Annotated in this window: 16 protein-coding genes and 1 pseudogene; 3 read left to right on the top strand and 14 right to left on the bottom strand. The window is 52.9% G+C overall.

What is annotated here, in order from left to right:
- Nucleotides 1-133: 133 nt before the first annotated feature.
- Complete coding sequence (locus ACS5NO_RS08305; RefSeq protein ID WP_439415075.1) at nt 134-1090, bottom strand: phytanoyl-CoA dioxygenase family protein; 957 nt, start codon at nt 1088-1090, stop codon at nt 134-136.
- A 159-nt stretch (nt 1091-1249) separates the two neighbouring features.
- Here ACS5NO_RS08305 and ACS5NO_RS08310 point away from each other — a divergent pair, with 159 nt between their 5' ends.
- A complete protein-coding gene (locus ACS5NO_RS08310) occupies nt 1250-2092 on the top strand; it encodes an AraC family transcriptional regulator (RefSeq protein ID WP_150880895.1) in 843 nt (280 codons plus the stop codon).
- 43 nt (nt 2093-2135) lie between these two features.
- On the opposite strand, the gene ACS5NO_RS08315 is transcribed toward ACS5NO_RS08310, so the two are convergent.
- Genes ACS5NO_RS08315 through ACS5NO_RS08325 form a run of 3 tightly spaced genes read right to left on the bottom strand, consistent with a single transcriptional unit; the run spans nt 2136 to nt 5640 of the window.
- On the bottom strand, nt 2136-3503 hold the full coding sequence (locus tag ACS5NO_RS08315) for an APC family permease (protein ID WP_439414707.1): 1368 nt from the start codon (nt 3501-3503) through the stop codon (nt 2136-2138).
- Between the two features lie 3 nt (nt 3504-3506).
- Nucleotides 3507-4580 (bottom strand): mandelate racemase/muconate lactonizing enzyme family protein, encoded by a 1074-nt coding sequence (locus ACS5NO_RS08320; protein WP_439414708.1) that lies wholly within the window; start codon nt 4578-4580, stop codon nt 3507-3509.
- A complete protein-coding gene (locus ACS5NO_RS08325) occupies nt 4570-5640 on the bottom strand; it encodes an N-acetyltransferase DgcN family protein (protein ID WP_439414709.1) in 1071 nt (356 codons plus the stop codon). Before ACS5NO_RS08325 ends, ACS5NO_RS08320 begins: the two co-directional genes overlap by 11 nt.
- A 575-nt stretch (nt 5641-6215) precedes the next feature.
- On the opposite strand from ACS5NO_RS08325, the gene ACS5NO_RS08330 reads away from it, so the two are divergent.
- Complete coding sequence (locus tag ACS5NO_RS08330) at nt 6216-7994, top strand: ABC transporter ATP-binding protein (RefSeq protein ID WP_439414710.1); 1779 nt, start codon at nt 6216-6218, stop codon at nt 7992-7994.
- Nucleotides 7995-8100: 106 nt separating this feature from the next.
- Here the strand turns inward: ACS5NO_RS08330 and ACS5NO_RS08335 are convergent, their stop codons facing one another.
- From ACS5NO_RS08335 to ACS5NO_RS08365, 7 genes and pseudogenes are all read right to left on the bottom strand, one after another.
- Entirely contained in the window at nt 8101-10464 is a 2364-nt protein-coding gene (locus ACS5NO_RS08335; protein WP_439415076.1) for a M1 family metallopeptidase, read from the bottom strand.
- 232 nt (nt 10465-10696) lie between these two features.
- Nucleotides 10697-11386 (bottom strand): hypothetical protein, encoded by a 690-nt coding sequence (locus tag ACS5NO_RS08340; protein WP_439414711.1) that lies wholly within the window; start codon nt 11384-11386, stop codon nt 10697-10699.
- Between the two features lie 31 nt (nt 11387-11417).
- Nucleotides 11418-12176, bottom strand: a complete 759-nt coding sequence (locus ACS5NO_RS08345) for a hypothetical protein (RefSeq protein ID WP_439414712.1) — start codon at nt 12174-12176, stop codon at nt 11418-11420.
- Nucleotides 12177-12197: 21 nt separating this feature from the next.
- On the bottom strand, nt 12198-13331 hold the full coding sequence (locus tag ACS5NO_RS08350; RefSeq protein ID WP_439414713.1) for a hypothetical protein: 1134 nt from the start codon (nt 13329-13331) through the stop codon (nt 12198-12200).
- Nucleotides 13332-13362: 31 nt separating this feature from the next.
- Nucleotides 13363-14070: a hypothetical protein gene (locus ACS5NO_RS08355; RefSeq protein WP_439414714.1), complete on the bottom strand. Its 708-nt coding sequence runs from the start codon at nt 14068-14070 to the stop codon at nt 13363-13365.
- Between the two features lie 141 nt (nt 14071-14211).
- Nucleotides 14212-15894, bottom strand: coding sequence for a caspase family protein (locus ACS5NO_RS08360; RefSeq protein WP_439415080.1), 1683 nt, complete (start codon nt 15892-15894; stop codon nt 14212-14214).
- A 114-nt stretch (nt 15895-16008) separates the two neighbouring features.
- A pseudogene (locus ACS5NO_RS08365) lies at nt 16009-17808 on the bottom strand (WD40 domain-containing protein); the annotation flags it as partial.
- Nucleotides 17809-18045: 237 nt separating this feature from the next.
- Between ACS5NO_RS08365 and ACS5NO_RS08370 the strand changes: the two are divergent.
- Complete coding sequence (locus ACS5NO_RS08370; RefSeq protein ID WP_439414715.1) at nt 18046-19638, top strand: tetratricopeptide repeat protein; 1593 nt, start codon at nt 18046-18048, stop codon at nt 19636-19638.
- On the opposite strand, the gene ACS5NO_RS08375 is transcribed toward ACS5NO_RS08370, so the two are convergent.
- The 3 genes from ACS5NO_RS08375 to ACS5NO_RS08385 form a co-directional block, all read right to left on the bottom strand.
- Complete coding sequence (locus ACS5NO_RS08375) at nt 19631-20263, bottom strand: hypothetical protein (protein WP_439414716.1); 633 nt, start codon at nt 20261-20263, stop codon at nt 19631-19633. The genes ACS5NO_RS08370 and ACS5NO_RS08375 overlap by 8 nt on opposite strands.
- Nucleotides 20260-21231, bottom strand: a complete 972-nt coding sequence (locus tag ACS5NO_RS08380) for a hypothetical protein (protein ID WP_439414717.1) — start codon at nt 21229-21231, stop codon at nt 20260-20262. The genes ACS5NO_RS08375 and ACS5NO_RS08380 overlap by 4 nt, the downstream gene beginning before the upstream one ends.
- A 98-nt stretch (nt 21232-21329) precedes the next feature.
- Nucleotides 21330-21515 carry a hypothetical protein gene (locus tag ACS5NO_RS08385; RefSeq protein WP_439414718.1) on the bottom strand — a complete coding sequence of 62 codons (186 nt, stop codon included), beginning with the start codon at nt 21513-21515 and terminating at the stop codon, nt 21330-21332.
- Between the last annotated feature and the right edge of the window lie 57 nt (nt 21516-21572).

Genomic DNA, 21572 nt, shown 5'->3' on the forward strand with positions numbered 1-21572 from the left:
TAATTGTTATGATTTGGGAGGTGTGTGCCCCCGGCGGACCTCTGAAACAGGGAACCGGGATGCGAATGAAACCGATCAAAACAGGCTAAAATCGGTGTAAATCCGTTTCATCCGTGTTCCTATCCGGCAAAGATCACCATTTTTCCAGCCCCAGCAGTTTTTTGCCCAACTCGCTCAACTCAGCGGTTTGGTATTTCGATTGTTCCCAGCCGCGCGGGTCGCCGGGAAAGGCATAGCCTTCGGGGGCTTTGCGGTCTTTCCACGACGTGATGCGCCACTGCCGCAGGGTTTCATGGTCTTCCTGGGCGGGCATCATGGAGATGTATTGCGCAATCCGGACTTTATCAGTGGTCCGGTTCGGCCGAATGCCGTGTGGTTGTGTGCTGTTAAAAATCAGCAGATCGCCGGCTTCCAGTTTTACTTTTACCAGCCCAAAACCGGTCGTATCGGGTTTAAAATGATCGCGGTCGGCGGGCTGAGTCAGTTTCCAGGTATCGTAGGTGCGGTAGAGTTCGGGAATGCACTGAAAACCGCCCATGTTTTCGTCGGTTTGGTCGGCCAGCGCCAGTACGCCCTGCACGTTTTGCGGTTTGGTTTCCGGGTCGTAATCCCAGTGAATGAAGCCTTTGAATTCATAACCGGGTCGGGCGGGCAGGTTAAGGTTGGCGCGGTCGATGGTGACCCAGAGTTTTTCAGTTCCCCAGATGTCCACAAAGGCGTCATAAATGCGGGGCGACTGCCGGTTATCCCACAGATACTGGTGGTTGTAAAGCTCCACCATGCCGCTGTTGCTTAACTCCTTCATTTTCATTTCGGCGCGGGGTGGTGCATACCAGGTTTCCGGATCGTTGGGGTCTTTTTCTTCAAATTCCCACAGAAACTGCGCTAAACGTTCCGCCTGTTCTTTTGATACGGCATTTTTAATCACGATGTAGCCGTTTTCCATCCAGAACTGCCAATCGGCTTCCGAGAGCACCCGAAGCGGTTTTCCGTTCGAGCGGTCGTTGAGTTTGAGGTGGCTGCTGGTGGCCGTCGACGGGTTTCCGGGCATGTCTTTGTGGGCATTGTCCGGGGTCATTGTTGGTGTCATTGATTCCATAAGTGGGATCAGTTAAGGATTGGATAGGACAAAGGTAGCACCCGACTACCGGCGAACGCTACACGTCCACTGGCCAATACTTGAACAGGATTGATTTATTGGTTATTAATTTGGCGGTATTATGTATAGTTTTGTACAAATAGTACAGCGATGAAAGCGTATTTGGAAGAAATCAAACCCGATCGCGACAGTTCATTCCGGCTGTTGCTGACGCCCCATCTGAATGATTTTTTCATGTGGCATTTCCATCCGGAATTCGAGCTGGTTTTCATCGAAGGCGCTGACGGTCCGCGCCATGTGGGCGATCATCTTTCGCGCTACGAAGGCAGCGACCTGGTGTTTATCGGGTCATACGTGCCGCATCTGAACTTCGATTATGGGGTTCGGACGGACTACCGGAAAGTTGTGGTTCAGATGCGGGAGGATTTTTTGCGGGATAACTTTCAGAAAATGCCGGAGCTGGCCGCCATCGCCCGCTTGTTCGATCAGGCCCGCTGGGGAGTTGCGTTTTACGGCAACACCAAACGGCTGGTGGGAAAGCGGCTTGCGCGATTGCACGGGCGGTCCCACTTCCGTCAACTGATCGAGTTGCTGGAGATTTTTCAACTACTGGCCACCTCGTCGGAGTCGGTTTTGTTGAACAACCGCCCGGTCGGATTTCCGTATAACCAGAAGGAACAGCAGCGATTGCAGCGCGTGTACCGGTTTATCGACGCTAACTACCAGCGGAAAATTGAGATGGCCGAACTGGCCGATGTGACCAACCTGACCGTGGCTGCTTTCTGCCGGTATTTCCGAAAGATGACCCGAATGACGTTCACGGAATTTGTCAACCAATACCGAATTCGGGAAGCCAAGCGGCTGTTGTTGGCCGACCAGTCGGTGACTGAAGTCTGTTTTGCAAGCGGTTTTGAGAGTTTATCGTATTTCAACCGGGTTTTCAAAAAGGTAACCGGAGTGAACCCGATGGGATTTAAGAAGGTGCACGGGTAGCCTCAACGTTGTCCGGAATGATTCACAATCAGGCTTTTCGCGCCTAAACTTTCCCCGGTTTCTGCCGATACCAAAACCCGTAAAACGGAATTCCGGTGGCAATCAATCCGAGCCCCATCAACGCTTCGCGGGGCTGTTCGATGAGGGTGATGACCACCAGCGTCATGCAGAAAAGACAGAAAACGACCGGCAAAACCGGGTAGCCGATAACGCGATAGGGGCGGGGCAAATCGGGCTGGGATCGCCGGAGCAGCAGGACGCCGAACGCCGTTGAACCGTAGAAAATGAACGAAGCAAAAACCAGCATATCCGTCAATTGGTCAAACGTGCCGGACCAGACCAGCGCCACGGCCAAAACCGCCTGCCAGACAATGGAAACCGAGGGCGACTGAAACCGGGGGTGAATCCGGGCTACGGCACTGAAAAACAGACCGTCGCGGGCCATCGCGTAATACAGCCGGGCCGATGTCAGAATGGAACTGTTGGTGGCGTTGAAGGTCGTACACAAAATCAGGACAGATACCAGCGTGGCCCCGGTCGAGCCACTGACCCGCCGGATAACTTCGACGGCGGCAATCCGGCCGGGCGTCTGGTTAAGCGCGATCAACTCCTCGATCGGCAACACATAGACGTACATGACATTCAGGAGCAGGTACAGTCCCACGACGAACAACGTGCCGATGCCAAGCGCTAGCGGCAGATTCCGCTGCGGATTCCGGATCTCTTCCCCCAGAAAAGCAATGTTGTTCCAGCCGTCGTAGCCCCAGAAAGCGCCCAACGAAGCAATGAAGAGGGCTTTGACCAAAACCATCCCTTCAATGGCCCCGCTGTCAAACGCCGGGCTATTCCGGCTCAGGTGGTCGAAACTGCCCAGCGGAGAACTGAACCCCGCGATGGTGATTCCGACAATGGTGAGCAAAATGACGCACATCAGCACCCAACTGATGCCGCCCGCAAACCGGATGCCGCGGTAACTGGCCAGACTGAGGAGGATAATCAGTGCGGAAGCGATTCCTTTCGTCCAGAAACCGGCTCCGTCGTCCAGCACCAGCAAACCGACCAGCGACTGGGCGAAGATGTGCGCCAGCGCGGAAATAGCCGCCGTTTTGACCACCGTGAAATTGCTCCAGCCGTAGATGAAGGCAAAAAAACGGTTGTAGACTTTCTGGTAATAGATGTATTCGCCCCCCGAATTCGGAAACATGCCCGCCATTTCGGCGTTGGTCAGCGCACCGGCCAGACTCACCAGCCCGGCCAGCAGCCAGCAAAGCAGGATCAGGCCGGGCGATTGCAGGGCGTCGGCCATCGGGGCGATTTTTTTGAATACGCCTGATCCCACCATGACGCTGATCACCAGCACAATAGCCGTGGGCAAGCTCAGTACCCGCGCCAATTTAGGGGCTGGTTTCATCGGTTACAGGGTTAAGTCGGTGAGTCCCAAACCGGGCAATCCGGTGGGTCGCATCAGGCCATTTTCAATGATAAAACCGCCTTTGACAACATCTTCGGCGAGGTCCAGACTACCGTCCAGATCGAGGTAGCGGGTATGTGAACAGGCAAACGCTGTGTGCAAAGCGGCCGCAATGCTGACAATACTCTCGTCATTGCAACCCCAAAACAGCTCAATCTGGCTCAGCCGGGCCACCGTCGCAATGTCGAACGCACTCCGGATGCCCCCGCACTTCATGAGTTTGATGTTGAAAATCCCGAACGGTTGTGGCTCCTGCGCCAGTTTCAGCGCGGCCTCACCCCCTTTCAGCGATTCATCGGCGGCCAGGCGCTGACGAAGAGGCAACGGCAGCGAGCGGAGTTCTTCCTCCGTTCCCACCGGCAACGGTTGCTCGATGAGTTCAACGTTGGCGTCGTCGGTCTGTCCGATAAACTGAATCAACTGATCGACGGTATACCCCTGATTGGCATCGACGCGCAGCACGATGTCGGGGCCAAACTGTTCCCGAAGTTTCCGGATTCGTCCGATGTCTTCGGCAACGTCGAGCCCCGTTTTTACTTTCAACACCCGGAATCCCTGCTGAATGTATTCGCGGGCGGCTTCCAGCGTTTCGGCAATCGGCATGATCCCAATCGTGATGGAAGTGGGCAATGCCGTGATTTTTTGCCCGTACAGTTCGACAATCGGAATGCCCAGAAACTGCCCGAGGGCATCGTGGAGGGCAATGTCGAAAGCCGCCAGTGTGCCGGGCAGATTTGGAAACTGCTGCCCGGCTTCGTCGATCAACTGAAACGCATGGCGAATGTCGCGGCCCACAAACCGGGTGATGCCATCACTTTGCAGATTGGCGAACGTCTGATCCGGCGATTCGCCGACCACTTCCGGCGACGGGTTGGCGGCCCCAACGCCGATGATGCCGTTGGCTAATTCGACGGTCAGAAAGATGTTCTCAACGGCCGAAATCGTCTGATAGGCAATGGTATACGGTTTCGTGAGTGCCAGATCCCGGCGGTAGGCCCGGATGGATTTAATCTGCATGATGAACGGTTTTTTCAACAAGTTGACGGATGATCGGAACAACCGGCGCCAGGCCTTCCTGGAGGGGTAGCAACACCGGAATGCCCAGTCGTTCGGTGTATTCCTGCTGAAACTGTTTGGCTTCCTCCAGCGTGCAATCTTCCGTGTTTAGCGCCAGCGCCACCACCTCAGATCCGAACTTTTGGATGATTTCGATTTCCGATTCCACCGACGGAATTTTGCCCCAATGCTCGTCATAATCGAAATACGTGCGTTTGGGCGCGTGCATTAGCACGACGTGTTTTGCATTGCCCGAAACCATAAATTCCAGCCCGCAGGGGCCGCTGGGATTCCGCAACGACGATTGACCTTCAATCACCAGCACATCGGCGCCGGTTTCCTGCCAGCACGACACGAGGGCGTGTTCAATTTCGCCGGAAATGAAATCGTTGAGCGTCGAGTCGAAAATAAAACCGTATTTTCCGCCCTGGAGCCAGCCGGTTTGGCCGGTATAAATCATTTGCGCATGGAGTCCGGCGGCCTGGCAGGCCTGGGTCAGCAGCCGGGTGGTGGTTCGCTTGCCCATGGCGCAGTCCATGCCCAGCACGGCAATGATGGGGGCGGTAATCTTGAAAACATCGCCCGACCAGAAATGCAGTTCGGCGCGGGATTTGGGTTTCCGAATATCGATCAGGTTGGCACGGTGTTCTGCCGCCAGCGCCACCAGTTCAGGTCGGTCGTTCAGCAAATCATGGAGGCCGTTGACAACCGACAACCCGTTTTTTAAGCAGGTTTCGATCAACGTTAGAATTTCTTCCGGCAAAATACCGCCGACAGTAGCGACGCCCACAATGCCACATTGCACGGGCCCAACGGCGGCCAAGGCCTCCTCCAGCGAGGAAAATACCGGAATCTGACGGGGTTTTCCATCCAGTACCTCACCCGCGTCACGGCCAGCGGTCGGAGGGTCAATCACACCGGCGATGGTGTAGCGTTCGCTGTCCCGAATGAGCCCGTGGGCGGTTTTCGCGTCCGGCGACGCCAGCAATCCATTGGTTAAAAGTAAAGCACGATCTTTCATTGTCTCTTTTGGGCGTACAGTTCAGCAAATAAAGCGTATTCTGATTAATCAGTATGAAAATTTCAAAAAGGACGGAGTTTTCATGGAAAAATAGCCATTAAATCCATTTTTATCTCCTATTCGTTCCGTGGCCGGTTCAGAAACCCAGCCGAACAAAACCACCGGTTTTCGAGTCTACTTACCAACCAGCCTGAAAGGCTGCCATTACTAGCCCCGGGCATCACCCGGGGAATGCCGGATGTGCGATCATCATGCGGGAAATGCCGGATGTGCGATCATCATGCGTGGAATGCGGATGTGCGATCATCATGCGGGGAATTCCGGGTGTGCGATCATCATGCGGGGAATTCCGGGTGTTGTAATTATCACGCATATCCCAAAACGCCCGGTCGATATGCGGTCGTTCCCCGGGGTAATAAACGGATCCAACATCCGACATTCCCCGGGTGACAAACGGATCATACATCCGACGTTTTCCGGTTGATGTATTGACCCAATATCCGGCATTCCCCGGGCGATGCCCGGGGCTAATGATTGCAGCCTTTCAGGCTGGTGCGAATTTTACACATAGATTTATGGGTATTTTGTGGATGTATTTGAAACCGCACCGGTGGCTGGTGGCGTTGTCGCTGCTGCTGGCGGGTATCAGTCAGATTCTGATGATGATCGATCCGTTAATTTTTGGAAAAATCATCGATGAATACGCGACCAAACCGGCGGTTCGGCCCGAAAATGAGCTGGTGAAAGGCGTTTTGTTCTGGCTGCTGATTGCCGTCGGCATTGCCACGCTGGCGCGGCTGGCCAAATCGTTTCAGGAATATTTCATGCGGCTGGTCGTGCAACGGTTTGGTACGCAGGTGTTTAACGACGGCCTGAAACAAACGCTGCGGTTGTCCTTTCAGGAATTCGAGGAACAGCGGAGTGGCGAAACCGTGGCGCTGTTGCAGAAAGTGAGAACCGATACCGAGAAGTTTATTAATGCCTTCATCAACATCCTGTTTTCGTCCATCGTCGGGATGGGTTTTCTGATCTGGTATGCCATCACCAAACATTGGGCGCTGATTCCCATTTTTGTTATCGGAATTCTGGTGTTGGGCGGTTTGACCGGACTGCTCAGCAAGAAAATCAAAACCGTTCAGAAGGCCGTCAACCGGCAAACCGTGAAACTGGCCGGGGCCATCACCGAATCCCTGCGCAACATCGAACTGGTGCGGAGTCTGGGGCTGACGTTTCCGGAAATCCGGCGGCTCAAGCAATATACCCAGCGGATTTACGACCTTGAAATGGAAAAAACCAAACAGGTTCGGACCTTGTCATTTTTGCAGGGAACCACCCTGAACGTGCTGAAACAGTCGATCTTGTTTGCGCTGCTGTGGCTTATTTTCCGGGATGTGCTGACTACTGGCGAACTCATTTCGATGCAGTTCATCTCCACGGCCATCTTTGCGCCCTTGCAGGATTTGGGCAACATCATCCTGTCGTACCGCGAAGCCGAATCGTCGCTGGGACTTTTCGACAATCTGATGCACAAATCGGTCGAACGGCGGCCCGACGATTCCATCGACTTTGGCGTTCTGGAACACCTGCGGTTCGACAACGTCGTTTTTCGCCACCAAACCGCAAACCAAAATGCGATGGACGGCATTTCGTTCCAAGTCGGCATGGGCGAAACCGTTGCTTTTGTGGGGCCTTCGGGTTCGGGAAAATCGACGCTGGTGAAGTTGCTGCTGGGTTTGTATAAACCGGTTTCGGGGGAAATTTATTTCAACGACGTGCCGGCGAGTCAGATTCGCTACAACCCGATGCGTCGGCAGATCGGCTTCGTAACGCAGGATACGCAACTGTTTGCCGGTACGATCAAAGAAAATATGCTGTTTGTGAAACCGGATGCGACTGACGACGACATCCGGGAAGCTCTCCACAAAGCCTCCTGCGATCAACTGATAGCCCGCTCCGAAAAAGGCATTCAGACGGTTTTGGGCGAGGGTGGCATGAAACTATCCGGGGGTGAAAAACAGCGGATTTCCATCGCTCGCGCCCTGATCCGGAATCCCCGGCTGTTGATTTTCGATGAAGCAACGTCGGCGCTGGATTCGCTGACGGAAGAGGCCATTTCCGACACCGTCCGCAGCATTTCGGCCCGGCGTGAACAGATCACCATTCTCATTGCCCACCGCCTTTCGACCATTATGCACGCCGATACGATCATTGTGCTGGAAAAAGGCAAAATTGCCGAAACCGGCTCTCATGCCGAATTGCTCGACCAGAAAGGCTTGTACTACGCCATGTGGCGGCAACAAATCGGCGAACGTCGGCCCGAAACACCGGTGGTCGGTGAGGCACAAATCAATTAAAAAAGGAATTTCAAATGTGAAATGATGAATATTAAATGTAAAAGTAGCCCGGCGCTCTTCACTTTTACATTTAGTATTCATCATTTCACATTTGAAATTCCTTTTTTTACCTTCTAGGCGCTCCGCCCTGCGTAGCCGGTGGTTGCGTCTCTTGCCGCTGTTGCTGCATCGGGTTCGGTCCCTGCGCGCCCCCACGGCCGCCGGCCTGCTGCTTATACAACTGGAAACGCGTCGGTTTTTGTGCCTGGCGCGGGAATGAATTGTTGTCCGTATCGATGTCGGCGATTTCCTGGAACGGATCGAGCGTCCACTGCGTCACTTTCTTGCTGGTTGCAATCACCTTGTTGATCTGCGCATCGTTGAACCGCCAGATCTCCGCCGGAAAACGAGCCACCGAATCCGTGCCGTCCTCGAACTGCATCCGAATGATCACCGGCATCGGCAAACCGCCCTTGTTTTTCAGCGTCAGCGTATAAAAGTTGTTCTTCGATTCGAGTGTTTTGCGCTCCTCGTCGTTGAGCGACGCCAGGTAATCCTGGTATCTCTTTTTGTCGGCATCCGTCACCGCAAACGGGTCGTAGCTGTTGTAAAAATCGCGCATCGTCGAGTCTTTGGCTACGACGGTCTGGTCTTTCGTAGCCGCGTCGCGAATCTTGCTCATGGTTTTGGCTTTCGCTTCGGAGCGGGCCAGGGCTTTTTCGATTTCGGGATTCTGGGTGTTGAGCGTAAACCAGTCGACTTCGACCAGGTCCTGATCGACGGGTTCGACGCCGTAGAACCAGCCTTTCCAGAACCAGTCCAGATCGACGCCGGAAGCGTCTTCCATGGTGCGGAAGAAATCGGCCGGGGTGGGGTTTTTGAAAGCCCAGCGGTTGGCATATTCCTTGAAGGCGTAGTCGAACAGTTCGCGGCCCATAACGGTTTCGCGCAGAATGTTCAGGGCCACGGCGGGTTTATCGTAGGCATTCGGGCCAAACTGAATGATGTTGTCCGACGAGGTCATGATGGGCGACAGCGTGGCCGGGTCCGACTTCATATACGGCACAATGCGTTGCGGTTCGCCATACCCGCTCAGGAAATTATAGTCCCATTCTTTTTCCGCCAGATACTGGCAAAAACTGTTCAGTCCTTCGTCCATCCAGGTCCACTGCCGCTCGTCGGAGTTGACGATCATCGGGAAAAAATTGTGGCCCACTTCATGAATAATCACCCCGATCATCCCGGCTTTATTGCTCTCCGAATAGGTGCCATCGGGTTCGGGCCGACCGCCGTTGAAGCTGATCATCGGGTATTCCATACCGCCGTAGCGCGTTGCGTGGCACGAAATGGCCACCGGATACGGGTATTTGAAGGTCCGGTTTCCATACGATTTCAGCGTGTGTTCCACGGCGCGGGTCGAATACTGTTCCCAGAGCGGATTGCCTTCTTTGGGGTAAAACGACATGCTCCAGATTTTTTTTCCATCGCCGTAGACGTCGGTTTGCATGGCATCCCAGATGAATTTTCGCGACGACGCAAAGGCAAAATCCCGGACGTTGTCGGCTTTGTAAATCCAGGTTTTCTTGCCGGTCGGCTTGCCTTTTTCGGCGGCTATGGCTTCGTCCTGCGTCACAATTTTGAGTGGCGTTTTGGAGGTCGATGCTTTCTGCAGCCGCTGGAACTGCGTGGGCGTCAGCACCTGCTTGTAATTCAGACATTCGCCGGTCGCCCCCACGATGTGGTCGTTGGGAACGGTGATGGCCACTTTGTAATTGCCAAAAATCAGCGTGAACTCGCCCTGACCCAGAAACTGCTTGTTCTGCCAGCCGTTGACATCGTCGTAGGCGCACAAACGCGGAAACCAGTGGGCAATGAAGTAATTCCGGTTGCCATCTTGCTCGAAAAATTCGTAGCCGCTCCGGCCGTAATAAGCGGTAATGTTGTAATTCCAGTCGACACCGAATGCGAATTTCTGACCCGGTTTTAGGGGAGCGGAGAGATCGATCCGCATCATGGTTCCGTTGATGGTATACTTCAGCGGTTTGCCGGTCGCGTCCCGAACGGCGGTTATTTTATGGCCATATTCTTTTTGGGGATCAATCTGGGCACCGGGCTCGGCATTGTTGAGGTTGTGCAACCGGGCTAGGCTGCTCCCGCTGGTCGAAACCGCCGACCGGGTGGTTAAGTTCGCCGTTGAATTTTTCTCAAACAGGTTCTGATCCAACTGGAGCCAGATGTATTTCAGGGCGTCGGGCGAATTATTATAGTACGTAACCAACTCGGTACCAATGATTTTCTTGTTGGTATCGTCCAGTTCCACCTTGATGTCATAATCAGCACGGTTCTGGAAAAAATCCCGACCCGGTGCGCCGGTGGCCGTCCGGAAGGTGTTGGGGGTGGGGAGTTGGGGGCCAAGCTGTTCAAAGCGGTCGTTGGCCTTGTATGGCGTCGTCGAAGGAGCCTGCGCCCAGATCCGGACAGTCAGGGTCATACATACCGCAACCAGAGCGGTGATTTTTAGTCTCATAGGTTCGTAAAAGTCTTTCGTGTAAAAAAGTGGATGAAGTGCGCTTTAAAGATAAACCGAAAGCGGAAGTGTCCCAAATTTTCGGCTGCGATTCCGCAGAAGACCCCGATTTTTACAAAAAGCACAACGCGAATCCGGCGTTCTGTGCCCGATTCGCGTTGTGCTTTTTGGTGGATTGAATGCTTCTGTGGCAGAATTAGAAAGCGTGAATAATGACCCGTTCGGCAATCTTTTTAACCACCCAGGGTACCTGTCGGGAAGGCGTGTGGTTCACCTTCCAGGTGCCTTCTTTCGTGCCCGCAACTAGTCTCGGATTGTCGGAATTGACCAGCCCCGGTGTCCAGACCACCTTAAGCGATTGACCCGGTTCGAGAAACGTATAGCCCGCAAAGGGTTTGTACTGGTCTTTTTCCGGCAGCGAAATAACCTTCAAATCATCGTATCGTTTGCCCGGATCCCAAACCGACTCGATAAACGTATCGCCCTGATAAACAAACCGGTATCCGGTAACGGGAATCCACTTGCCCTCCACTTCGTCGGACCAGGCCATGTAATCCGAGTGCAGTAAACCGGCCTCCCAGTGGGTTTCCAGCCCTTTTGCTTGATCGGTAAATTGATAGCCCGGAAGTGGTTTCCAGTCGCCCTCGGTTGGGGTGGTTTCGGCATTGAACTCCGGATGTTTGATGCCCGTCAGCCATTTTACGCCGGTGATTTGCCAAAAAAACCGGGCATCGGCATTTCCGCTGTCGGCCCACCCATACCCAGGGTCAGCCGGTTTCGACAAAAACAGGCCGCAGACCGTAATTTGGTTGGTCATGGCCACAACGAGATGCCACAACACGATCAGAGCGAATACCCCAATGGCAATTTTCTTGTAACTATTCATCCGTCAAAACCGTTTGATCGTCCTGGTGTCCTTAAAATTTGACCGAAAGCCCAACCCGCGACGAAGACAGGCCGGTGTAGCCCAGTTCCAGAAAGGCACCAACTTTCGGGCTGAAGTAGTATTTGCCGCCAATAAAGTAGTTCAGGAATAGCCCGCTGCGGGCATCATACCCGTAGCCATACGCCGAATCATTCCACCGGAAGCTGCGATAGCCCAGCCCCAGCCCGGCGTAGAGGTCGACCTTCTGGGTGTTCAACTTCAGGAGCCGGTTGACGTGAAAAGACCCACGGAGACCCAGATAAGTGGCGGTATACCGCCAGCGGGAGCTGTTGTAGTAGTAATTGCCGTAATTGCCGGAGTTATAATCCAGTTGAGCGCCGACGCTGAAATCCTTGTCGATACCCGCTTCATACGACAGACCAATGGGATTGCCGTAGTAATACGATGATAAGCCGACACCGATATTGAGCAGGTTGTCGCCTTTTTTGTAGCCATAGCTGGGCGAGCGGCTCGATTTCCAGGCATACCCCCGGACGGGCGACGACTGGGTCGTCGTACTTGGTGGAGCCGGTGGCGGAGTGGGTGGCGGGGGTGGGGGCGGAGTGGTTTTCTGGGGAAGTTTCGACGAATTGGCCCGGTCTGCAGCCGGGGTGCCGGGCGTGCGCGGTGCCGGTTTTCTGGCAGGGGCCGCAGCCGGCGTTTTCAGAACCCGGGCTTTGGTCTGGGCGCGAACGGCAACCGACAGACTCAGCGTAAGCAGGATCATCAATAGTGTCAGGGACTTTTTCATTTGTGGGCTTGTTTAGAGAAGTTACATCTTTTTGAAATCGGTGAACTGGCCGTGAACCGTGAGGGTGTAGTTGCCAGGCCCCCGTCTGGTTGCAGAGGGATACGATTGCACCATGATCCGGTAGGTCCCCTGTGTTACTTTTTCAACCGCGAGATAAGTTGACTTGACCGCACAACAGGTGTTGTCGAGCTGCTGACCGACGCTGTTCTGCAAGTTTATCCGAACGTCGATGTCGGCCGAGGAGAGATTAATATCCAGTGGCGAATTATTATTGGTAATCTGGATCGTATAGGTATCGAATGCCCCGCCTGAGGCCCAATTTCCCGATACCGTTGTCGACTGTGAGACCACCCGTTTCAGGTTACCTACTTTGCCGAATACGTTCAGGCGATAACTTCCGATGCTTCCCCGCTCACGGGTACCAGCCATAACCGTGTAAGTGCCTTTTTTCGCGGCAATAATTTTGAATCCATAGCGGTTACCGTATTCCTTTGTAACAAGTTGCCCCAATTCATCATATAAATGCAGCGAAATATCCGTATCAGGCGATTCCAGTTCAACATCGATGCTGGTGTTATCGTCGGTAATGTCAAACGTGTAGAAATGATTCTTAAATGATTTATCGAGACCGCCACCACCCAGCGTTCCCCAGTTCTGGGTCTCCGATTGCAGAAGTTGCGACGATATTCGGACGGGTTCACCGTTCACCCCCAGCATTGTAAGTTCAAATTTGCCCACGGCCCGCCGGTCGGAGGTAACCACCACGCGGTGTTTTCCGGCGTTGAGTTTGTGCAGTTTCGACATACTCCGCGATTGCCCGCTCACATCGATACGCTGCCCCAGCGGGTCGAACAAGGCATAGGCTACATTGATGTCGGACGAGGTAAGTCCGACAATCACATCCTGATTCGCGTTTTTGACCTCAAAATTGAACTGGTAATTTTTGAAGGTATCAAAGTTATTGAAACCGCCCCCCCCACCCTGGGCTGCCACCCACTCGCCGGTAACCTTTTGGGGTGTAATAATCGGGTCAACGGGTGTAGGCACAACGGGTGTAGGCACAACGGGGGTAGGGGCAACGGGATCAGGCTCCCCTTCTTTTTTGCAACCCAGCAGAATGCCGATCAGCAGGGCGAAAAATAGACTATGTTTCATGGTCGTGTTCGTTTTGGATGTGGGTATATAATCAGTTGGTGGCCAGGGTGTAGCGGTTGTAAACGCTTCCCCGGTTTTTGACGCGGATGGTAAACAGACCGGTGTAGCGCGGTGTCCAGGAGGCCACACAGCCGTCGGTGTAATCATCATCGCGGGCAATCAGATTGCCATTGTCGTCGTAGATATACAGGTCGAGATCGGTGTCGCCATCACCCCGCAGGGCTACGATGGCCGACTCATACCCACGAAACCGGATTTGGAACACGTCGACCGAGTTGGCAGAAACGCTGGTCGTGCTGCGCTTGGGGCCACCAACAGCGCCCCGGGTGGGCAGAGCAGGCTTCACCCGGTTTGCCAGGGCCAGCACAGTCGCATCACCTTTGGCCAGCCGTCGGGCGTCGATCAGCAGTTGTTCAGGATTGGCCAGATCGGGCTTGGCGGGTTTGGAATCCGTCGGCGCCGATTCGGAGGGGTTCTGACGGGCGCTGGCGGGCAGGGGGCTGACATTCAGCTTGTACATCATGTCGGCAGCCGTAATCAGACACAACGCGTTTTTCGTGGCATAACCGTAGCGGGCCAGGCTCAGGGCCGAGCTGTAGTCCTGCACCTTCTGGGTCTGGGGTGTTGTCGGTACGGCGGGTTTTTCGGTCTCTTCGGGCTTGGTGACCGGGGTCTTTTGGGCGAACAGAGAACCACACAACAGGGTTAAAATCAGGGTGAAAATAGCGGGCTTTTTCATGGGACTTAGCAAAATGTTTGGTTGTTTAGTAGGTTATTCAGGCGGGAGGTTAAAATGTAACAACCCGTCCGGAAAAATTTTACAACCTTTTTTTGCCTACACGTCACGCCCGCCAGTTACCCCGGGAAAGCCCGGAATTCCTCACGGTTTCACCAGATCCTGCGCCCGGGTCAGCACCGACTGCGCCAGTTCGGGCAGCTTGCTTTTTGTCCCCGTTACCACAAATTCGCCCACCGCAACGGTGGCCCTAAATACTTTACACGACACCGAAATCTCCTCGCCCCGCAGTGTGTAGCGACCGCTCAGGGTGTAAGCTCCCGGATAGTCTTTGGCCTCCATCGTGAGCACCGGTGCATCGGCGCCCCGCGTGGCGATCAGGTCGTTCAGGGCACTTTCGACCTTGTTCTTCAAATCCAGCACGTCGTCAAACTGCGTTTCTTCCTGAAAGCTTCTGACCAGCAGCACCGGTTTGGGTTCGGATATCCGGATTTTGGCTTTTACCTCCTCCGTCACCCGCCCCACATCGAAACTGCGCTGGTTCTGAATTCCCCGGTAGAACGGCTGCTGGATACCACCAATGCCTTTGGCCAGCAGCGGAACCTGCTCTACGGCGTAGCCCAGCCACTTTTCTACGTCCACAAACTCCTCGGAACCTTCCCGGCGCAGGGCCGCACCCCGCAAGCCTTTCAGGAGTGCGTAGGTGAGTAGCCCCTGCCCATACACGCTGGCTTCGTAGCTGACGGCATCAGCCGCCGAACCGGCCAGCACGTAAAAACCGGTTCGCTCCTGGAGTCGATCCAGTGCCCGGATCTGGCTGGCGGGAATGTCACGGGCCGCGACGAGCAGCTTCTCTGCGCCTTTTCCTGCCGCGCACACATCCAGAATCAGGAGCTTCTTCCGGGCCGGGATTAGGTTGAGAAACTGGGTCAGCTCCTGACTCGACAGGGCGTAGGTCTGTCGGATAGCGGGATCGGTGAGGTAACTGGCGTCGGCCGAGGTGGCCCCGGCGGTGAGGTAATACAAATCGCCATCCTGCCCGCCGTAGTTGATGGCATGTCCCGACAGGTGTAGTACAAACAGATCCTCCGGCCGGGTTTTCTGGGCGGCTTCCAACGCTTTTACAATGTCGGCTTTGGTGGACTGGGGTGGTGCGCCCGGCTTGGTAACGAGCCGTTGCACGCTTACATTCGTCGGGCCGAGCAGTTCGGTGGCGGCCAGTTGCAGACCATTCGCAATCTGCTCGGCATCGGTATGGGCAAAGTGCAGCCCGAGGTTGGAGGTGCCGACCACCACGGCCCAAAGCCGCACGGTTTTGCGAACGCCCGGCGATGATGGCTTCTCGGCTATGCCTCCCCTTGTCGTACCACCAGGCCGGTAGCTGATTTCGGCGGGGCGGCTGTTGAGCCAGTTTGCTCCGTTGGCGGCCACCACCCGGATGGTGTTCAGCGTATCGTAGCGATTGGCAAAACGGGTCAGCGGCAGGGTGAGCGTGAGGACATTCTGGTTGACATCACGCTGCGGATTGGCGCGTAAATCGTCAACCACCTCGGCTCCGTTGATGAAGACGGCAATCCGGCCAATACCACCCCTGCGGTTTTTGATCTTGACGGTAAGAATAGCGCTCTCAATAGAAAGCTGGATACTGGGTGGTAGATTAATATTCTCAAATGCGGGCACCTGACGGAGCGGCTCGTTTCTAGATCCCATCAGAATGGGCAGCAGACCCGGCTGGTAATAACGTTGTTTGAGCTGATCCAACTCAATTACTTTCCACGGCTCATCACGGTCGGTGGAATCATTGACCACGTAGTGCATGAGAGTCATCGCTCCCGGCGAAGCATCGAATAAACCGGAGGGGGTGGTTACAACCCAGTCAGCCGAGTCGACGGCGATGAGGGTCGCGATTTCGTTGCCCGTATCCGTTTTCCAGATTTTGGTGGTATGATCGCTGGATCCAGATACAAAAAAAAGCCCCGATGCTATAAACGCAATAGATTCTACATAATTACCGTGCCCTTTGTAGCTCTTAAGGGATTTTCCTGTTTCTAAATCCCATAATTTAATCGTGTTATCATACAACCCAGTTAAAACATAACGTCCATCAGGAGAGTATGCAACAGAAGAAATATCACCACCTACATCAATATTTTTTACCAAGTTTCCACTTTGAACTTCCCGAATAAACATATAATTTTTCGAACTATATAGAAATTGATTACCATCGGGAGAGAAAGCTATTTTATGAGCAATCGATGTAGTTTTAAAACTCTGTATTAATTTACCACTGCGGATTTCCCAAAGCTCTATTATTCTATTCAATCCTGAAGATAAGATGTAATTACCATCAGGAGATACACCAGTATTAAATATCGATCCTGAATGTCCTGTGAAGCTCTTGAGAATTTTTTTATTTTTTATATCCCAAATTTTTAGAGTACTATCTATACCTGCTACAATATAATTGCTACCAGGTATCATAGTAACATGAATTGGATATTGGGATTCCTCAAAATTGCCTAGAAACTTTCTGCTATAAAAGTCCCAAAGTTTGGTATTATATCCTCCAGAAAAAACATAGTTATTATCAGGAGAAATTGCGATAGAAGTTCCAAAAAACGTCCTTGTAGTATCTAATTCAAATGATTTTAACGGATTGTCGTCATTTACTTCCCAAATTCTAGGGGTATTACTACCTCCAATTGACAATATATTTGAAGTATTAGGAACAATAACTATTGATTCGACCTTTTTTGAGTGCCCTTTAAACTGTCTTAGTAACCTACCGCTTTTAACGTTCCAAAGATTTATACCTACATCCTCGTTACCAGCTGAAATAACGTAATTGCCGTCAGAGGAGATATCTATAGTATTTATGTATTGTTTTTTTGTATTAAAAATATGTATTAACTTTCCATTACTGGTATTCCACAATTTAAGAGATCCTTCAATTGATCCAGACAAGATAAAATTTCCATTTGGAGAGAAAACGGCCGAATGAAAAGAGGGATTGTCTACAAAATTTTGAACAATATTTCCGCTAGTTAATTCCCAGATTTTCATTGATTTATCATGAGATGTTGATAGAAAATAATGACCATCAGGAGAAAAAACAACTTTATAAATAGACTTGGAATGTCCAACAAAATTCTTAATTAATGTTCCACTTTTTACCTCCCAAAGTTTTATTGTCTTATCAAGTGATCCAGAAAGAATGAATTGTCCATCTGGTGAAAAAGCCACTGATTTCACAGAACCGGTATGCCCTTTAATCTCTTTAATTAATTTGCCACTGCTAATTTCCCAGTATTTTATAGTGTTATCAGCGGATCCAGATACGAAATATTGTCCATCTGGTGAAAAATCAATAGAAACCACTGAAGACTTATGACCTGAAAATATCTTAACTAATTTACCACTACTAACTTCCCAGATAATTATATTTTTATCCTTGCCAGCTGATAATACATATTTGCCATCTGGGGAGAAAACGGCAGTATAAACGTCTCGCGTATGCCCTATAAAATTGTGCAGAAGTTTGCCACTATTAGTATCCCACAGCTTTACACTTTTATCGCTATATGACGAAGAAAGGATATAGTCATCATTTGGCGAAAAAGCTATCGACTGAATTGCTCCTGTATGCCCAACCGGCACCACTAGCTCCGGTTTTTGGCTGTACGTGATGAGCGAAGCCAGCACAAGGTATAAAAACAGAATGAGCAGAATCAGGCGTTTCATAGCGCTTAGTTGGTAAGATTCAGGTTGGGCGTCCGTTGGGTGGAAATACGCTACAAGATAAAAATGAATTGAATTCTGCCAATCGATCCACCCCCCGGCTTCGTAGAGACCGAAACCGGGGGGTGTTTCAATGAATATGGATAAAATCGGAAAACCGTGGTGTGTCGGGTGTTACATTTGGTTATTCTTGCGGAATAAAGAAATGTAACAGGTTCGCCGAAAAAAAACCGTTGTCACATGGGCCAGCCCTTTTTCATGCACTTTGTACTGGCAGTTAGCCTGCTTTTTCCCGTATCACCCCCGAAAAAACCGGTCGATCAAACGGTTTTGATGCACCGCGTTTATGCCCGGCTGCTCCGGACCATTGGCAATCCGCCCGATGCGCCCGTGCTGAAACTCCTGCCACGGCGACAAACCGGTGTCGAAGGCCGGTTGAGATACCGACCCGACAATCCGACCCGAATCGAACTGGGTGACGATGTGCTGTCGCTCTGCGGGGGCTTTGGTGCCGATGCCGATGCCGCACTGGCCTGTTTGCTGGGACATGAACTGGGTCATTTTCAGTATCGGCATGGCAGTAAAAAAGAATTCTTTTCGCCGTTGGAAGTGCCAAACAGCAACCCCAATTCGTTCGAAAATCAGGAAGCCCTCGCCGATCGTTCGGGGGTATTTATGGCTTATCTGTCGGGTTACGATGCTTTTTCACTGGCCCCGGAAGTCTATACCCGGTTTTACGACGCTTTCGTACCCGGTCAATTGACGGGGTATCTCAGCAAGCAGCAACGCTTAAAAATGGTGGCCGACACCACCGACCGGGTACGGGAACTGGCCCAACTGTTCGAGGTCGGCGAAATCAGTTACCTTTTGCGTGATTATGAATCCGCCAGTAATGCTTTTGTCGGGTTAATCAAACGGTATCCGAGTGCTGCAACGCGCAACAATCTGGGAGCAATCAAACTCAATCAGGCGCTGGCCCTGATGCCTCTAAAAACGGAAAATCCCCGGCTACGGTTTAAATTTCCGGTCGAATTCGATAGCGATAACCGGCTGCTGACCGTGCTGCGACGCGATCGCTCATTGCCGTTTCGGCAACTGTTGACCGAAGCCCGGACCCTTTTCCGAATCGCTTTGTCGGAACAACCCACGCACCAGACGGCCGGGCTCAACCTGTCCATTGCGGAGTATCTGCTCAACAATTCCGGCGAGGCCCGGCAAACGCTGGCCAATTTGCAGAAACCGCTGTCGGCCAATGCCCATCTGATGTTGGGCATCGTTCAGGCCGACCTCGGTCAGACTGACGAAGCCAGGAAGTCGTTCAAGCTGGCGGTAACACAGGGGGCTTTTCGGGCAGCCGAAAATCTGTCGTATTTTGAAAAAGGCCTGCAACCCGGCTGGAAACAGTGGCTGGACGGCTTCGTTCGGGACCGGGATGCAAAATCGGAGAAACAGACGCCCATTCCGGCCTGGCCAGATCCGAAGAATTTGCCCAAACTTCCGCCGATGGAACAACTCCCCGGCGTTTCAAAGGCCGCCCGGATCGCCCGAACCGACTCGCTGACCAGCTACTTGCTGCCGATTGCCGACGAGCCAACCAGGAATTCGTCGCCGACAGTGCGGATGCACCGGGTCTTGAAAAGCAGCCGACTGGCGCTGAAAGGATTCGCCATCGGTAGTCCGGCCAGTCAGCTAAAACGGTATGGGGCACCGGCGACCGTTATCGCCGGTGCCCGGAACACGGTTTTCTACGGATTTCGGAGTGCCAAACGGTGGCTTTTTCTGGAATACCGCGACAGTCGGCTGGCGGGCTGGGTGGCGGCCGAAACTAATTAATCGGTAAAAGCGGTTTTCGTTCGCCAGAGGTTTGTTTATCAAGCTGGTAGGATTTTCCCTGGGGCGTTCTGAGCAAATAGTCGCCCTCACGCCGATCGCTCAGAATCCATTGTTTTGCATCGGCAGGCAGCTCAGGCAGGAAAAGCTGGATACGGCCTTCACCGCTGCTGTATTCGCCCCCCGACGGCCCCCGGCTGTTGAATTCAACCGAAAAAGTCGTTCGGTTAACTGAGCTGTCAGTTGCCATCCCAAAGTCCCGTTGGTCATACGGAATTTCAACCGCCAGCATTTCCGGAGCGCGGTTGTTGTAGGCCAGCCAGCCTAAGCCCACCACCAGAACGAGGACGGCTGCGGCCCGGAACCAGGTTTGTCTCCAAATCGGTATCGGCAGCGGCTTCACGATGCCTCGCTTCGGCCGGTTCGCCATGAACTGAGCTACGATTTCGCGGTCTTCGGCCTGTTTCTGCGCTTCGATTTCGCGGTTAAGCGCCTGTTGAATCAGCACATCGGTTCGAAAAACCGGATCCTCGTCTATCTTCTGCCGAACCAGGGCCTGCGCCGACGCATCGAGTTTTCCGGCCAGGAATGCCTCGATAAAGGTCCATTTATTTTCGTCCGTAATCATTGGGCTGAAGGGGTCATGTTAAGTTTGCTTTTCAGGCAATCATAAATCTTTTGCCGGGTTTCTTTCAGGCGTACACTGGCGGTGTGGGCGTCCTTGTAGCCGGCCATTGCGGCAATTTGTTCCATGGTTAATTTGTCGAAACTACTGTCTATGTCTTCGTCGCTCAGCAGGCCTTTATCGTAGCCTTTCCAGAAGGCGTATTTGAGCCGCAGCAACAATTGCCGTCGCTCCTGTAACTGCTTGAAACAGTCAGCAATGGAGCGCTGGAGTTGTGTATAGTCAATTCGTTTGAGGATGGGTCTTTCCTCATCGGGCCGTCCCGGAGCTGTTTTTTCCAGATGAATCTCTTCTAATCGCAGGTGAAGATCGACACTGTCTGGTTCCTGACTGTCATCGGGTGGGACGGGGTAGTCGAAAGTTCCGATGTCGTCGTCTCCATCCGATTCATAGGTTGTTTCTAGCCATTGCCATGAATCTTTTCGATTGATGCCCAATTGTTTTAGTGCCTTATACCGGGCAATTCCTTTCACCACGGTTGAGATGAGGGCCATCACCGGTTTTTGGTTGGCGATCATCTCAAAAAATACTTTGAAACTGTCGTTCAGAACCTCTTGTTCCTGGTCGGTGGTTCGAAAGGTATACGCACTTAAAAACCGCTGGACGGTGGCTTGATTTTCGGCCATAATCTGGTTCATGGCTTCCGCTTTTTTTCGGGGCGTACCGTGTATGGCCAGCCAGATCTGCGCCTGCTCCCGGGTCAGCCGTTGTGCAAAAGCGGCCTGGTGCAGCCGCTGTTTGGTGGCCACGCGCCGGATGTGGAGCGCCGTCTCAAGCGTCTTGCCCGTAATCAGGTCGATAGCAGTTTCTGGGAGGTAGGAAAAGTCCGTCACCAGCGTTTGGGTAATAACCGGTTCTATCTGTGAATGGTATACGTTGTGGTCGTCGGGAGTACGCGGGGGGGCAGCCATCAGGAACGGGAACGATTAAGCCACAAAGTAAAGAAAAAGCCGCCATATTACACTCCCGTAACGTGGCGGCTGGTTTTTACCGTCCAGGCGGCTGGCCGTTATTTTCCTGGTGGTCTGGTCGGCCGCTCAGGTGCGTCGTCGGCGGAAGTCACGCGGACAGTGGGCTGCGTTTCGGCCGGAGCGGGTTCAACCGCCACCGATTCGCAGGCACTCATCGCCAGCATCACCACCAATCCGCACATGCCCAGCCAGCCCATAGCCGAAGCTGTGGCTTTCTTTTGCATAGTGGTAACCCTTTCACGGGTCGTTTATTGGTTGGTGAAAACCGGCTCCGGGACGTC

The sequence above is a fragment of the Larkinella fluvii genome, from assembly GCF_051857545.1.
Lineage (GTDB): Bacteria > Bacteroidota > Bacteroidia > Cytophagales > Spirosomataceae > Larkinella.

Bases quoted from the DNA above. Each gene is read 5' to 3' on its own strand.
- ACS5NO_RS08325 (WP_439414709.1), bottom strand. From the start codon at position 5,640: ATGAAAGATCGTGCTTTACTTTTAACCAATGGATTGCTGGCGTCGCCG.
- ACS5NO_RS08340 (WP_439414711.1), bottom strand. From the start codon at position 11,386: ATGAATAGTTACAAGAAAATTGCCATTGGGGTATTCGCTCTGATCGTG.
- ACS5NO_RS08360 (WP_439415080.1), bottom strand. From the start codon at position 15,894: ATGACTCTCATGCACTACGTGGTCAATGATTCCACCGACCGTGATGAG.
- ACS5NO_RS08385 (WP_439414718.1), bottom strand. From the start codon at position 21,515: ATGCAAAAGAAAGCCACAGCTTCGGCTATGGGCTGGCTGGGCATGTGC.
- ACS5NO_RS08315 (WP_439414707.1), bottom strand. From the start codon at position 3,503: ATGAAACCAGCCCCTAAATTGGCGCGGGTACTGAGCTTGCCCACGGCT.
- ACS5NO_RS08380 (WP_439414717.1), bottom strand. From the start codon at position 21,231: ATGGCTGCCCCCCCGCGTACTCCCGACGACCACAACGTATACCATTCA.
- ACS5NO_RS08335 (WP_439415076.1), bottom strand. From the start codon at position 10,464: ATGACCCTGACTGTCCGGATCTGGGCGCAGGCTCCTTCGACGACGCCA.
- ACS5NO_RS08310 (WP_150880895.1), top strand. From the start codon at position 1,250: ATGAAAGCGTATTTGGAAGAAATCAAACCCGATCGCGACAGTTCATTC.
- ACS5NO_RS08350 (WP_439414713.1), bottom strand. From the start codon at position 13,331: ATGAAACATAGTCTATTTTTCGCCCTGCTGATCGGCATTCTGCTGGGT.
- ACS5NO_RS08330 (WP_439414710.1), top strand. From the start codon at position 6,216: ATGGGTATTTTGTGGATGTATTTGAAACCGCACCGGTGGCTGGTGGCG.
- ACS5NO_RS08375 (WP_439414716.1), bottom strand. From the start codon at position 20,263: ATGATTACGGACGAAAATAAATGGACCTTTATCGAGGCATTCCTGGCC.
- ACS5NO_RS08370 (WP_439414715.1), top strand. From the start codon at position 18,046: ATGGGCCAGCCCTTTTTCATGCACTTTGTACTGGCAGTTAGCCTGCTT.
- ACS5NO_RS08355 (WP_439414714.1), bottom strand. From the start codon at position 14,070: ATGAAAAAGCCCGCTATTTTCACCCTGATTTTAACCCTGTTGTGTGGT.
- ACS5NO_RS08345 (WP_439414712.1), bottom strand. From the start codon at position 12,176: ATGAAAAAGTCCCTGACACTATTGATGATCCTGCTTACGCTGAGTCTG.
- ACS5NO_RS08305 (WP_439415075.1), bottom strand. From the start codon at position 1,090: ATGACACCAACAATGACCCCGGACAATGCCCACAAAGACATGCCCGGA.
- ACS5NO_RS08320 (WP_439414708.1), bottom strand. From the start codon at position 4,580: ATGCAGATTAAATCCATCCGGGCCTACCGCCGGGATCTGGCACTCACG.